The 13,499-nt window shown below is 71.4% G+C and carries 13 protein-coding genes; 3 read left to right on the plus strand and 10 right to left on the minus strand.

Annotated elements, in window-relative coordinates:
- Nucleotides 1–131 precede the first annotated feature (131 nt).
- The gene (locus tag AS857_RS13655) at nucleotides 132–929 is read left to right on the plus strand and encodes a class I SAM-dependent methyltransferase (RefSeq protein WP_058044133.1); all 798 of its coding nucleotides are present in this window, start codon (nucleotides 132–134) and stop codon (nucleotides 927–929) included.
- Nucleotides 930–953: 24 nt separating this feature from the next.
- On the opposite strand, the gene AS857_RS13660 is transcribed toward AS857_RS13655, so the two are convergent.
- The 6 genes from AS857_RS13660 to AS857_RS13685 form a co-directional block, all read right to left on the minus strand.
- Nucleotides 954–2,423 carry an NF041680 family putative transposase gene (locus AS857_RS13660; RefSeq protein ID WP_058044134.1) on the minus strand — a complete coding sequence of 490 codons (1,470 nt, stop codon included), beginning with the start codon at nucleotides 2,421–2,423 and terminating at the stop codon, nucleotides 954–956.
- A gap of 133 nt (nucleotides 2,424–2,556) precedes the next feature.
- A complete protein-coding gene (locus AS857_RS13665; RefSeq protein ID WP_107105572.1) occupies nucleotides 2,557–2,961 on the minus strand; it encodes a tail fiber domain-containing protein in 405 nt (134 codons plus the stop codon).
- A gap of 35 nt (nucleotides 2,962–2,996) precedes the next feature.
- Nucleotides 2,997–3,209 carry a hypothetical protein gene (locus AS857_RS13670; RefSeq protein WP_058043369.1) on the minus strand — a complete coding sequence of 71 codons (213 nt, stop codon included), beginning with the start codon at nucleotides 3,207–3,209 and terminating at the stop codon, nucleotides 2,997–2,999.
- Nucleotides 3,210–3,562: 353 nt separating this feature from the next.
- Entirely contained in the window at nucleotides 3,563–5,038 is a 1,476-nt protein-coding gene (locus AS857_RS13675; RefSeq protein ID WP_058043370.1) for a hypothetical protein, read from the minus strand.
- A 210-nt stretch (nucleotides 5,039–5,248) separates the two neighbouring features.
- Complete coding sequence (locus AS857_RS13680; protein WP_173864751.1) at nucleotides 5,249–6,418, minus strand: methyltransferase; 1,170 nt, start codon at nucleotides 6,416–6,418, stop codon at nucleotides 5,249–5,251.
- Nucleotides 6,419–6,430: 12 nt separating this feature from the next.
- On the minus strand, nucleotides 6,431–6,808 hold the full coding sequence (locus AS857_RS13685) for a dihydrofolate reductase family protein (protein ID WP_058043372.1): 378 nt from the start codon (nucleotides 6,806–6,808) through the stop codon (nucleotides 6,431–6,433).
- A gap of 160 nt (nucleotides 6,809–6,968) precedes the next feature.
- On the opposite strand from AS857_RS13685, the gene AS857_RS13690 reads away from it, so the two are divergent.
- A complete protein-coding gene (locus AS857_RS13690) occupies nucleotides 6,969–7,790 on the plus strand; it encodes a hypothetical protein (protein ID WP_058043373.1) in 822 nt (273 codons plus the stop codon).
- Between the two features lie 183 nt (nucleotides 7,791–7,973).
- Here AS857_RS13690 and AS857_RS13695 read toward each other — a convergent pair whose 3' ends face one another.
- Entirely contained in the window at nucleotides 7,974–9,548 is a 1,575-nt protein-coding gene (locus tag AS857_RS13695) for an AMP-binding protein (protein ID WP_058043374.1), read from the minus strand.
- 220 nt (nucleotides 9,549–9,768) lie between these two features.
- Nucleotides 9,769–10,101, minus strand: a complete 333-nt coding sequence (locus AS857_RS13700) for a glyoxalase superfamily protein (RefSeq protein ID WP_058043375.1) — start codon at nucleotides 10,099–10,101, stop codon at nucleotides 9,769–9,771.
- 291 nt (nucleotides 10,102–10,392) lie between these two features.
- On the opposite strand from AS857_RS13700, the gene AS857_RS13705 reads away from it, so the two are divergent.
- Nucleotides 10,393–10,902, plus strand: a complete 510-nt coding sequence (locus tag AS857_RS13705; RefSeq protein WP_144440802.1) for a hypothetical protein — start codon at nucleotides 10,393–10,395, stop codon at nucleotides 10,900–10,902.
- Between the two features lie 62 nt (nucleotides 10,903–10,964).
- On the opposite strand, the gene AS857_RS13710 is transcribed toward AS857_RS13705, so the two are convergent.
- Nucleotides 10,965–11,834 (minus strand): sulfotransferase family protein, encoded by an 870-nt coding sequence (locus tag AS857_RS13710; protein ID WP_058043377.1) that lies wholly within the window; start codon nucleotides 11,832–11,834, stop codon nucleotides 10,965–10,967.
- A 42-nt stretch (nucleotides 11,835–11,876) separates the two neighbouring features.
- Entirely contained in the window at nucleotides 11,877–13,433 is a 1,557-nt protein-coding gene (locus AS857_RS39540) for a glycoside hydrolase family 6 protein (RefSeq protein ID WP_144440803.1), read from the minus strand.
- Nucleotides 13,434–13,499: the final 66 nt, after the last annotated feature.

The raw sequence follows: 13,499 nt of genomic DNA on the forward strand, positions 1-13,499 counted from the left end.
CCCGTCCGGGAAAAACCGTTGGCCTGTCCACGAGCGCTCCCGCTAGCGTCAGGCCGGTGACGACGACCAGTGGACAGACGGACAGCGGGCGGGCCGGCCGGGCGGAGGACTGGCGCGAGACCAACCGTGCGATGTGGGACGAGCGGGTTCCCCTCCACACGGGCAGCGCCTTCTACGACCTCGCGGGGTTCAAGGCCGGCCGCAACGACCTGCGCGGGTTCGAGCCGGACGAGGTCGGGGACGTCACCGGCAAGCGCCTGCTGCACCTGCAGTGCCACATCGGCACCGACACGCTGTCCTGGGCCCGCAAGGGCGCGGACGTGACCGGGCTGGACTTCTCCGGCGCGGCGGTGGAGGCGGCGCGGACGCTCGCGGCGGAAGTGGGCGAGGAGCGGGCCCGGTTCGTCCAGGCGGACGTGTACGACGCACCGGCCGCGCTGCAGGGCGAGACCTTCGACATCGTCTACACGGGCTTCGGGGCCCTGTGCTGGCTGCCCGACCTGGCACGCTGGGCCCGTACGGCCGCCTCGCTGATCGCGCCGGGCGGTTTCCTGTACCTGGCGGAGTTCCACCCCGTGGCCATGTGCCTGGGCGAGGACGGCGGCGCCTTCGCCGAGGACTACTTCGCCCGCGGGCCGCTCACCTACGACGAGCCGGGCTCGTACGTTGACATGAGCGCCCCGACGCGGCACAACCGCTCGGTGGAGTGGCTGCACACGATGGGCGACGTGGTGAGTGCGGTGAGCGCCGCGGGGCTGCGGCTGGAGTTCCTGCACGAGTACGACTTCACGCTGTTCGAGTTCCTCGACGACATGGTCCGGGGGCAGGACACCAGTGGCAGCCGGGGCGGCGGGAGCGCGGTCTACCGCCTCCCGGAGGGCCGCCCGCGCGTTCCGATGGTCTACTCGCTGCGCGCGTCCAAGGAGTAGGAGCACAGGAGAAAAGCTTGGCTTTTATGGTCTGAGTCGGTCACGTTCGGCGATGCTCTCGGCCCGCTTCACGGTCTTGCCCACGTTGTAGCGGCTGGCGGGCCGTCGGTTCTTCGAGCCGGGTGGGCGTCCCGGGCCGGGGCGTGAGGGTTTGGGCGCACGGGCCGGACAGGCGAGGTGCGGGCGGAGGTTCCTGAACCCGCGGCGGACCCGGGCGGGGGTGAGGCGTCCGGGCTCGGCCGGTTTCTCCCAGGGGCGCCTCAGGTCGGCGGCGGCCTGGCGGACGAGCCGGAGCTGGGTGTGGGCGGCGATCACGAGCCAGGTCCAGCGGTCGGCGGCTTCGGGGGTGCGGAGCTTCGGGCGGGTCCAGCCGAGGGTCTGCTTCATCAGTCGGAACGTGTGTTCCAGGTCGAATCTCCGCAGGAATACCTGCCAGCGCACGTCGACGTCCTCGCCGGTCAGTCCGGTGGCCGAGGACCACAGCCACAGTGGCAGCGGGTCGTTGCCGCCGGGCAGACGGTCGACCTCCAGACGGATCAGCGTGCCCTCGATGACGGGGAGTTCGCCGGTGTGGTCGATCCACGCGGAACGGGTGGTCAGACGAGGGTGGATGCGGTCCCAGGCCATCGCGCGGGCGGCGCCGTACCGTTCGGTGACCTGTGCCGTCGCAGCGTCCGGCTCGCCCCAGGTCTCGGGCTTGGCGAAGCGGAACTCCCTGCCGTGCTTGGGCGGGTGGCCGCCGCGGGGGTGGGCCAGGTAGTACTCCTTGCGGGAGGGCGCCGGGCGGCGCATGACCCGGTCCGTGCGCATCCGCCCGAGGACCTCCACCGGCAGTCCGCGCAGGAGATGGGCCATGCGCGGAGCGTCGTAGCCGGCGTCGAAGACAATGAGGATGTCGCGGTCGCCGACGTGCCAGCAACCCATCTCGATCAGGTCGGTGACCACCCGGCGGACCTGGGCAGCGGTGACCTCGGCGACGTCGTCGGCCGGACCGAGACGGACGGCGTCCAGGAGCTGGCACCAGGAGGTCCGGCCCGATTCAAGGGCGGCGACGAACGAGTACGGCCAGCCAGGCACGAACTGGTCCGAGGTCCGTCCGCTGCGGCCGTAGACGTGGCAGAACAGACGCTCCGCGCTGGTCGGGGCGTCGGGGCGGAGCCAGTTGCTGACGTCCACCGCGAGGACCAGGCGCCCGTCGCCGGCGTGCGGCATGGGCAGGCCGGCCAGCACCTGCCGCGGCCGGGGCACGTCGGCGTGTCCGTTGTTCAGCGCGTCGTACATGGCGCCGTGCCCGCGCCGGTGCTCGGCCACCAGCGTCAGGTCCACCGGCGCTCGCACTGACCCGTCCGCGCACAGCAGCGCGTCCACCAGCTCGAACAGCTCGTCCCCGCGCGCGGTGAGGCAGTCGAATAAGTCGTCCCGGAAACGTGACGCTACCGCGAACGCTTCCTCCGGAACAGCAGCAGGCAGCAGACTCACCTTCACGGCCTTCATCATGGTCACGTGCACGTGTTGGCCGAGCAGGCAATTGAGCCGACGGCCGCCCCTGCTCCCGGTGCGAGAACCCGGAGGAGCGGCCCTCGCGACCGGGATAGCGGTGAAACAGGGCCAGGCGGATTCGCCGTCTCTACGGCCTTGCCTGCCCCTCGGCCGCCTCGGCCAGGGACGACCGGCCCCGGGCGACTTGTTCCCGCAGCGTCTCGACCTGCGCGGTGAGGTCTTCGATGCGGCGGTGGAGGGCCTGGATACAGACGAGGGCGACGCCGTTGGTGTCGGTGGCGGAGATAGTGACGTTGTTGTCGCCGAGCCCGAAGGCCTCGTACCAGTCCTGTGCCATCGGGCCGAGGTGCCGGACATCCGGCGGGTCCCAGTGGTAACGCCAGGTGCTGATCGGCAGCTGGAGGACTTCCTCCAGGACCTGGTGACCGTTGACGGCCTCGGCGGGGCCGGTCGTAGCCGCAGTCGCGGCAGAGGCCAGACCTGCCGGGCCGGCGAGGACCTGCGCACGAGCCAGGTGATCACGGCGTGCCACCCGCGCTCTGCGGGCGGCACGCCACCAAATGGTGATCAACGGTCCCAGCGCACCGGGGTCACGTCGGTCTTCGCATTACGGTCCGACAGACCGCCCAGCAGGGAGTTCAGCAATCCGGTGACGATGCTCAGGAGCTGGGGGGATGCCTGCTCGGCGATCGGGGTGAGGGCGGCCGTGCTGCCTCCGGCCCGGGCTCCGTCGGCCTGGGTGACGGGCGTGGCACGACGGTCGGGATTGACCGATGTCATGAGCTTCTCCTATGAAGAAGGATCCGGCCTTGCACGATCTGCCCACGGTGACCGCGGAACAAGGCATTCCGACCTGCCGCCACCCAAACGAGTGCCAGCCCTGCGATGGCTGGCGGACGACGTGTCCACCGGAGTCCTGCCAACCCCGCAACAACACAGCCTCAGTCAGGTAACAGAAGAAAGCAGCGCCGAGAACAGGCACCGGATGCCCCGCTACGAAGTCGGCAAAACCTTCGAACCTGCCGAAACCCTCACCGCACTTCACGCAGCCAGAAGTTAAAGATCAAGAAAAGAAGGAGCACCGGTACGTGCTGGGAAGCGCGTACCGGTGCTCTTGTCCGCCTGTGCGGGGCCTACTTGCGGCGGCCCGCCGTGGAGACGGTTCCCTCTCCGCCCGCGAGCTTCCACTCCTTGTGGAGCGAGCCCAGCGGAATGGGCTTCTGGAAGATCGGCGTGCCGAAGATCTTCAGCTGGAGCTGGAGGGCTCCGGCCAGGTCCAGCCCGCCGTACGCGGCCCACTTGCCGGTGGCCGAAGCCGAGCCGTCGGCGGCCGCGGCGGCCCGCCCCTCGACCTCGGCCCGCAGGTACGGGGCGACGTCGGCCGTGACGCCGACCGCGCCGTACAGGCCGACGGACGCCTCGGCGCCGAGCGTGGCCTTCACCTTGCCGGCCGCTTCCACCGACGCCTGCGGCGAAGTGGCCGTGATGTCGGAGGAGTTGACCGGCGACCAGCCCTTGCCCTTGGTGTACTCGCCGCCGACGCGGAAGCCTCCCTTGAGGTCCTCCTTGACGTCGACGTTGACGTGGCCGTCGGCGTCCACCTGCAGGTAGCAGGTGAGGCCGAGGTTGACCACGACGGGCACCGCGCCGACCTGGATGACCGGCGAGGCGTGCAGCTTGGCGAACGGAAGCCGCAGCGGCTTGCCCTCCGTCGAGGCTGCGGCCTGGCCCTTCAGCTCCCACTGGGAGGACCAGTCGCCCGACAGCGAGACCGAGGCGCCGGCCGGCGCGCCGCCGAAGCCGGAACCGCCGCCGTCGTAGGCGAAGTTCACCTCCGGAGCCAGCTGGACGTAGCCCGAGGCCGACGCGGAGGCGGACGCGGGGGCGTCCTTGGCGGTGGCGATGGACGTGCCGACGTCGATCCGCAGGTTGCCCAGCGGCAGCTTCGCGCCCTTGGGCCCGAAGTTGACGTTGCCGGTCTTCGCCCAGGAGACCTTGACGCCCTTGACGAGCGGCTCCACGCCGACCGTGGACGGGTCCACGGGGACCGATCCGCCGGCCTTGGCGTCGCCCAGCAGGGCGCCCATCGTCGCCGGTGCGGTGTTGACCTCGGTGCCCTTCTCGGTCTTGCCGAGCACCTTGGTGACCTTGGCGAGGACACCGTCGGGGGCACCGGGGGCGGGGGCGCTGGCGATGATGTCGCCGACGTCCACCTGGTTGTTCTTCCCGGGGGCCGCGCTGCTTCCGGCGCTTGCCGAGCCGGAGGGCGTGGGGGTGCGGCCGGGGGCCAGGCCCTTCGGGGGCTTCGCCGCGCCGGAGATGACGGCGCGTCCGCTCTTCCGGTCGAACGAGGCGACCTTCAGCGAGGACTTCTGCGCCGTCCTGCCGGAGCCGGACGGGCGGGCCACGGCGCTCGGGGCGCCCGCGCCCTCGGGTGCGGCCCGGACGGCGAGCTGGGGTTCCGCGGCGGGCGGACGGGCCGCTGCGGCCTGCTCGGTGCCGGCGCCGGTGTCACTGCCGGACGGCCCGGAGGCCGCGGAGCACCCGGTGGCGAGCAGGGAGGCAGCGGTGATGGCGGGTAAAGCTATGAATCGTGCGGGCTTGCGCAAATTCGATCCTCGGGAGCGTGAGGTGGGGGCAGGCCGGAGGAGGTGTGCACTCCGGCCCGCATCACACGGCATGGACGGGTGAACCGGACGGCTACCCGCCGGTAACGGCATGATCATGCCATGGGCGCACGTGCCCTCAGAAGCCTTAAACCACTGGCGGGCAGTGATCTGGATCACTGCCCGCCAGCGGGGTCTCCCGGCCCGGAAAGTTCAGTTTTTGACCGACCGCAGAACGACGAACTTCGCGTCGCTCGCCACGATCTCGCAGTTGCCGAAGAGACGGCGCAGCTTCACGTGGTACCCGAGGTGACGGTTGCCGATGACCCACAGCTCCCCGCCGGGCCGCAGCGCGGCGCGCGACCCGGTGAACATGCGCCAGGCCGTCGCGTCGGTGGTCGACTGGTGGGAGTGGAAGGGCGGGTTGTTGAGCACCAGGTCCACGGACTCGGCGGGCATCCCCGACAGCCCGTCGCCCACCCGGAACTCGGCCGCGGCCCGCGCGCCCGCGTTCTCCCGGAACGTGGCCTCCGCGGACGCCACCGCCTGGTACGACTCGTCGACGAACACCACCTCGGCCTGCGGGTTGGCCAGTGCCGCGGCCGTCCCGACGATGCCGTTGCCGCAGCCGAGGTCCACGATGCGCTCCGGGCCGCGCCGCTGCGGCAGGTTGCGCAGGAAGAAGCGGGTGCCGATGTCGAGCCGCTCGGCGCAGAAGATGCCGGCGTGGTTGGTGGCCGTCAGCCCGGAGGCCGGACCGATGCCCAGCGGCAGCGAGTAGCTGTAGGGCCAGGGGCTCGCGGCCCGGGGGAGGGCGGGGTCCGGCGAGCAGAAGATGAGCCGGGCCTTCTTCACGGCCAGCGAGGTCCGGGTGGGGCCGACGATCCGCTCGAACAGCTTCAGCGTCGAGGTGTGGATCTCGGTCACCTTGCCCGTGCCGACGACGACGGTCCCCGCGTGCAGCCGGGGAGCGAGCCGGTGCAGCTGGTCCTCCAGGAGCGCGAGGCTCTTGGGCACGCGGACCAGCAGGACGTCGATGCGGTCCGGCGGGGAGTCCTGCGTCGACAGCAGGGTGACGGCGCCGGGCGCGACGCCGTTGCGCTCCAGGTTCAGGCGGGTGGCCTGCTGGGCGAGGAACGAGTCGGTGATCTGTACGGGGCTGTGGCCGTGCTCGGCGAGGGCAGTGGTCAGCGCGCCCCACCGGTCGCCCAGCACGGCCACCGTGCCGGACAGGTCCGTGGGGCCGTCCGCGGTCTCCGCGCTCCCCGCCAGATGGCTGAGGAGGTATTCATCGGCGGCGTCCCAGGCTCGGAGCTGGTCGCGGGGGTCCTCGGGGAAACGAGTCAGGCCCAGCTCGCCCCATGGCGTCATCAAACGGTTCATTGTGCCCTCAGGCTAGTCGAGACCCCTGGTGTAGGTGAGCACGGCCGCTCCGCCGGCGAACGAACGGCTGTCGACGAGGCCGAACCGGTGGGGCCGGAACGCGGTGCTGAAGACCGGGATGCCGGCGCCGATGGCCACCGGGTAGCACTTGACGATCAGTGCGTCGATCTCGGGCAGGAGCGTACCCGCGAGCTCTCCGCCGCCGCACAGCCAGACGTCCATGCCGTCCTGCTGCTTGAGCTCACGGACGAACGCGACCGGGTCGCCGGAGACGATCTCGACCGCCGGGTCGGCGCCGGCGAGTGTCCGGGAGAAGACGTACTGCCGCAGGTGGGCGTACGGGCTGGTGATTCCCGCGGAGAGTGCGGGCTCGTAGGTGCCGCGCCCCATCAGCCGTCCTCGCCCCGTTCCCTCTCGACGACCTGATCGCCGACCTCGTGGACCGGACCCTTCCGCCCACCGCCGGGGAGTGAGCGCTGCGCCGCCCGTCCCGATCACTGGGTAAAGTGTCGCCGCCACACGAACAACGCAGGTGAAACGGGGTCAGGGCATGGGCATACTCAACCGGGTGAAGAACCTGGGCGACCAGGTGGGATCGGCGGCCACCTCCTTCGGCAAGGATGTCGCCCACGCCGTACAGCGCGGCGTCGACGCCGGGCGCGCCGGCACGAACGCCTCCGGCGACTGGGCCCTCTCCGTCCTGCGCTCGCTGCCCGCCCCCGCCGCGCCCACGCCCGTGGAGTGGGAGTTCTCCCTCGGCGCCCTGATCTGCCGCCACCCCAAGGTCCCCGCCATCACCGCCAAGGCGCTGCGCCCGCTGGACGGCATCGGCGCGCTGCGCTTCGGACCCGAGTCGGTCGGCTTCGACGGCGAGGACATCCCCTGGGACAAGGTCGTCCACCTCCAGCTGCACGACGCCTTCAGCGCCATGACCACGGAGGCGCTCGACGCCGAGATCGACCGGATCCGGGACCTCCTGCCCCCGCTCCCCGGGCGGAAGTGGGTCGTCACCAAGGTGGTCGAGGGCCTCGCCTCGGTCATGCTCGCCGCGCTGGAGCAGGCGGGCGAGCAGCGGCTGGAGACGGTGAACGTCGCCTGTGAAATCACCTACCGCGGCGCGCTGGGGATGAAGAAGACCCTGCGGGCCAACATGTTCAGCACGGCCCTGCTGGCCCAGCAGGCCGAGGTCATGCACAGCCTGGTGCTCACGGCCCAGGCCAAGGGCATCCCGGTGCTCCCCGCGGAACCCCCGCTGCACGGCACCAAGACCGGCGAGCGCGTCCTCGCGCTACGGGCCCGCACGGACACGGTGGCCGCCCAACTGCGAGCCGAACAGGGCACGGAGCAGGCGGCCCTCGACTCCGCTCGCTGACGCGCACCGGCCCGGGCCGGCGACGGCATCGGTTGGCCGGAAAAGCATCGGTGTGATCTGCGGCTTTCGAAACGATGGTCGGATGTGCTCCCTGGCCGTGGTGATTGTTGCTCAGGGAGCGTGTGGCCACCGAATCGTTTTCGCTGAAGGGGCCGGCCGCGGGGCGGCGGCCGGCCCTGCGGGTCACAGGGAGGCTGCGGCCTCCGCCTCCGCTTCCGCCTCGCGCCGGAGCAGCTTCTTGTCCGGCTTGCCCGCGTCCGTCAGCGGCAGGGCGTCGATGAAGGAGACGTGAGCCGGCTCGTACATGGCGCCGCGCTCCCGGTTCACCATCTCGCGCAGCTCCTTCTCGTCGAGCTCGCTGCCGGGGGCGGCCACCACCGCCGCGTACACGTGCTCCATGCGGTTGGCGTCCGGGACGCCGAAGACGGCGCTCTGCAGGACCTGCGGGTGGGTGTTGAGCAGGTCCTCGAGCTCGGTGGTGTAGACGTGGCCGCCGACCACCACGATCATGTCCTTGAGCCGGTCGACGATGGTCAGGTAGCCCTCGTCGTCCAGGAAGCCGATGTCGCCGGTGTGCAGCCAGCCGTCACGCAGGACCTCGGCGGTGAGCTCGGGCTGCTTCCAGTACCCCTGCATGATGTGCTCGGAGCGCACGCAGACCTCGCCGTGCTCACCGGTGGGCAGGTTGCGGCCGGACTCGTCGCGTATCGCGATCTCGACGCCCTTCATGGCCTTGCCGGCGGTGCGCAGCCGGTCCAGGTTCTCGGGGTCGTGGTCCTCGGGGCCGAGGACGCTGATGCCGCCCGCCTCGTTCTGCCCGTAGAACTGCGTCAGCACGGACCCGAAGCGCCGGACGGCGGAGGCGAGCCGGGCGGGGGAGGACTGGCAGCCGCCGTAGGTGATGTTGCGGAGGCTGGAGGTGTCGGTGCGCTCCACCTCCGGCTGGTCCATGAGCTGGTACAGCAGGGGCGGCAGCAGGAACATGTGGGTGATGCGCTCGCGCTCGATCGTCGCCAGGACCTCCACGGGGTCGAAGTCGTCGAGCAGGACGACCGTGCCGCCGCTGGTGCGCAGGGTGACGTCGGCCAGCAGTCCGGCGGCGTGGGCGAGCGTCGTGCAGACCAGCTGCCGCATCCCGTCCTCGTCCTTGCCCTCCGGCTCCAGGATCTCGTCGACGTCGTCCTGGAAGCCCGGCAGCCGCTCGAAAGCGGTGCAGATGGCCTTGGGGTGACCCGTGGTGCCGCCGGTGTGGCGGATCATGCAGATGTCCTCGGGGCGGGCGAGTCCGCCGAGCGGTTCGGCGGACTCGCCGGCGGACAGCTCCAGCAGGTCCGTGCCCACCTCGGCCGGGCCCAGCGAGAGGACGGTGCGGACCTCCGTCAGCCCGGCCAGTTCGGCGGCGCGCGACGCGTAGGCGGGGTCGGCTATCAGGGCGCGCGTCTCGACGTCGCGGATGATGTTGGCCTGAACGTCGGCCGCCAGCTTGTTGTAGAGGTGGTTGACCGAGCAGCCGATCAGGTTGGCGGCGTAGCGGGCGGCGATCGTCTCCGGCAGGTTTCCGCTGAGCAGCGTGACGGTGTCCCCTCGCTCGATGCCCTGGGCGAGCAGCGCGCGGGCCATGCGGTGGACGAGGTCGCGGAGTTCGCCGGCGGTGACGCGGCGGTCGTGGTGAACGACGGCCGTCCTGGTGGGTTCGGCTTCCAGGATGTCGAGGTTCCGCTCCACATATGTGCGGAACTGCTGCGCCGTGGCGGTCATGGGTGATTCCTCCTGATGCGGCAGTACGATTGCCAGCAGTTGACTTAGGCAACCAGTTGGATGGTAGTGCCAGCGATCAACAGCTCCAAGTCGGCAAGCGGCGTAGCCGCGCTTCCCGCGACCGAAACGTCGATATTCGGTCAACAGGATGGAGGAGTGCGGTGGCAAGGGCTGCGGGCGGTCGGCCGGCCGGTCGCCCGCCCGGTCCGCGCCGCGTCCGTCAATTGACCGGAGTCCCCACGCGCAGCCGGTTTCCGTCGGGGTCCTGCAACTCGATCTCGCGCGCCCAGGGGGCGGAAACGGGTGGGACGCCGAACTCGGCGGCGACGGCGTCGATATCGCGGACCCGCAGATAAATCAGCGTGCCGGGCCGGGCGTCCCCCTGGTGCTCCGACAGGAACAGCCGCACCGGCCCGCGTGCCACCTCGACGAACGCCGGGAGGCCCGGCTCGAAGCGGTGTTCCCACTGCTCGGCGAAACCGAGCCGGGCGTACCACGCGACCGCTGTGCGCGCGTTCTCGACATAAAGCACGGGGATGGCTTCTTCGTCCACGGTGCCATCATTACAGACCGTGCGGATCGCCGAGTGCGCCGATCGGGCGGGGTACGGGCAGAGGCGGCCGGTCAACTCCCGTTCCGCACACGGCACGGCGCCGCCCCGGCCGACCGTGGATTTCCCTGAGATCTTGGTTCACCTGCGTGGCGTGATGCCGCTAATGTGGGTGAGCCAAGTTGGTTCCCCCCACGTGTCGGCAGCGATTTCCCGTGTCCGCAACAAAGCGGAATCGCGGATTTCGAAGTGCGGCTTTTCCCCTGCCCGTTCCGCTCGTGGAGTCCCCTGGCCATGTCTTCCTCCGAAACCTCCCCGACTTCCCCGTCCCCCTCCGCCTTTCGCCGTCGCTGGGCCGCCGCCTGCGGGATAGCCCTGGCCGGCGTGCTCACGCTGGCCGGCTGCACCGGGGGCGACGAGGGCACGTCGCCGGGCAAGAAGTCCTCGCCCTCCGTCTCCGCTCCGGTGTCCGCGGCCCCGTCCCCCTCACCCTCGACGCCGCCGTCGGAAGCTCCGGCCACCGCGCCTTCCCGCAGCACGGCGCCCTCGCCGGTCCTGCCGAAGCCGCCGCGCAAGACGGCCACCCCGCCCGCTGCCGGGCACACCGGCGCAGCCGGCTCCGCAGCCCGTACTCCCGCGCCGCGCGACGCCGGTACGACGTGCGAGATCCGCTCCAACGCCGGCAACTGCTACAAGGCGGGCCAGTACTGCCGTTCGGCCGATGTGGGGTCGCGCACGCACGACGCTCAGGGCCGGGCCATCATCTGCGGCGGCGACAGCGGCAAGCCGCGCTGGCACTACTGACGGCCCCGGAACGTACAGGCCGCACACCCTCCCTCCGCACCGGCCGCGGTCGGTGCGCCGGACTACCTCGCGTAGGGGATGTTGACCTCGCCGGCGATCTCCTCGAACACCGCCAGGGCGTCCTCCGGCATCTCCTGATGCCACCGCAGATCGAGCACCACGGCGGGCGGATGCCGGGAGTAGTGCTCGCGCTTGCCCGCGTCGACGGGGAAGTCCGCCGGCGCCGTGCCGTTCGCGCGGGAGCCGCGCGAACGGGCGAGGAGGAAATGGGTGCCGCTGTTGCCGCCGAGCGGATGCTGCTCGCTGTTCCACGGATCGAGCATCGCTGGCTCGAAGGCGAGACCGAGCGAGGCGGTCAGCCGCCGCAGCGTGCTTTCGGTCCTCGTGGCCAGGTCCTCGTAATGGAGACGGGACACCGGGCCCGGCCAGCGGGCGGCGAGTTCTTCCGAGGCGCGGATCTGCGCCGCCCATTTCCCGGCGTGCTCGCGCGCCGGGATGTGGGGGTACTTGCGCAGCTGCGAATTCACGACGGCCCGCCCGTCCCGGCCCAGGAGGAGGAGATGGGCCGGGACGACGTCCCGCACCGCTGCCGCCTGCATCTCGATCCAGCGGACCGCCTTGGTCGATTCGACGACGACAGGACGCCCGGACCGCACGGACAGGGTTTCGTACAGGTCCGGTGAACCCGCCGGCCCCAGGCCGTCGCTGCCCGGGCGCAGGCCGGCCCATACGGAGCAGCCGGCACCGCAATAGGCGCACTGGACCGTCTTCCCGTCGTCCTTCACGGCACCCAGGCGCGTGCTGTTCCACGCTTCTCCTGCGTAGAAGACCGAGGCGTGCGTGCCCAGCAGCAGGCCGAGGAGCGTCGTCCCGGAGTGCCCTGCGCCGGCGATGAACGCCACCGTTCGGTTGACCCGTCCGTCAGGGTTCATCGCAGCCCTCCGCGTCAGCCCCGGATCCGCCCGGTCAGTCGTTCACCCATGATGCCCCGGCTCGGCCGGGCTCGTGCCGGGAAGGTGCGGAACCGGCTTGTCTCCGGGCGGGTCCGTGGGCGGCCCGGCAGGCGGCGCCGCCGGCGGAGCAGTGGGAGCGGGTCCCTGGGGCGATCCGGCCGTCGGCGCCGTGGCGGGTGCGGGGACCGGGGCGGGCACGGGTGCGGGCGCAGGAGCGGACGCGGGCTCGGAGGCGGCGGGCGCCTGCGCGCCGTCGGCCGGGGCGCTCCCCGGCGGGTTGGCGGGAAGCACGGACGGCAGGAGGGGGACTTCCGGCTGCCCGGACTCCAGGGCGGGCGGCATGAGGTGCGACGGCGTGGCGCGGGCGAGGGCGAGCGCGTACTCGGCCCACCAGCGGCCCGCGGGCGGCGCGCCGCGGCAGGCGCCGTCGGACTCGCCGGGACGCTTGATCCACAGGAAGGCGTCGACGCGCGGGTTCCCCGTGGCGGTGCTGGGCGGGGCGCCGAGCGCCCGCCCGGGCGGGTTGCACCAGGACTCGGGCTCGTGTTCCTCCTCCCCGTCCCCGTCCTCCGGTTCCGCTCCGTCCCCGGGACCCCGCGTGCCCGCGGCCCTCCGGGCCTCGGCGGCCGCAGGCACGGGCTGCTGCTGGTCCTGCTCCTTGTCCTCCTCATCGCCGCCCTCCTTCTGCTTCTCCTTCTCCTTTTCCTTTTCTTTCTCCTTCTTGTGTTCGTCCTTCTTCTTCCCGCCCTCCGGCGGTGCCGGAAGCGGGCCGTTGCCGTTGCGGCTCGTGTCGATGACGTAATGGGCACCGCCGAGAAGGGCGGAGAGACGGTCGCCGTAAGCGCGGGTGACGGGCGTCGTGTGGAAATTGGAGACGTTCAGCGCGAACCCGTCGGCCTCCGCGATCCCCGCTTCGGTGAGCGCCGTGACCATCATGTTGTGGTCCCGGATCCAGCCGGGGTTTCCGGCGTCGATGTAGACGGAGACGCCGGGCTTGGACTTGAAGGTCCGCACGGCCTGCGCGATGAGCGCCAGGCGCTGCTTGGCGGCCGCTGCGGGAACGCAGCCCGACGCCCACTGGGCGAGCGCGTCCGGTTCGAGGACGATCCAGGCCCGGCGCGCGCCGATCCCGGCCGCGGCCCGCGCGGCCCAGGCGCGGTAGTGGGCGGCGTCGGGAGCGCCGCCCGACGAGTACTGACCGCAGTCGCGCTGGGGGATGTTGTAGGCGACCAGCACGGGAATGACCCCGCTGCGCTCGGCCTGCCGGGTGACGCTCTCGGCCTGCGCCTTCGGATCGTCACCGGTCAGCCAGACCGCCATGGGCTCCTTCGCGATGCGCTGCAGGACGACGGCGTCGTCCTCGCGCCCCTGCTCCTGCCAGACCCGCACCTGACGGGCCGCCGGCCCCCGCGGCTCGACCCAGAACGGGGACGTGGCATCGAGGTTGTCGTCCTCCTCCGTCAGGGCCTCGCTGGCCGGTCCCGCCAGCGACAGCGCCCCTGCGCACACCAGGACGACCGCACCGCAGCGCAGCGCCCGGTTCCTCCTCTTCTTCTTCGTTCCCGTCGGTCTCGTCATGGACGCCCGTGCCTTGCGGGGCCGGGCCGTGTGTCGCCGGGACTTGTGTGACATCGATCCCCCAAT

This window comes from Streptomyces roseifaciens, from assembly GCF_001445655.1.
Classification (GTDB): Bacteria; Actinomycetota; Actinomycetes; order Streptomycetales; family Streptomycetaceae; genus Streptomyces; species Streptomyces aureoversilis.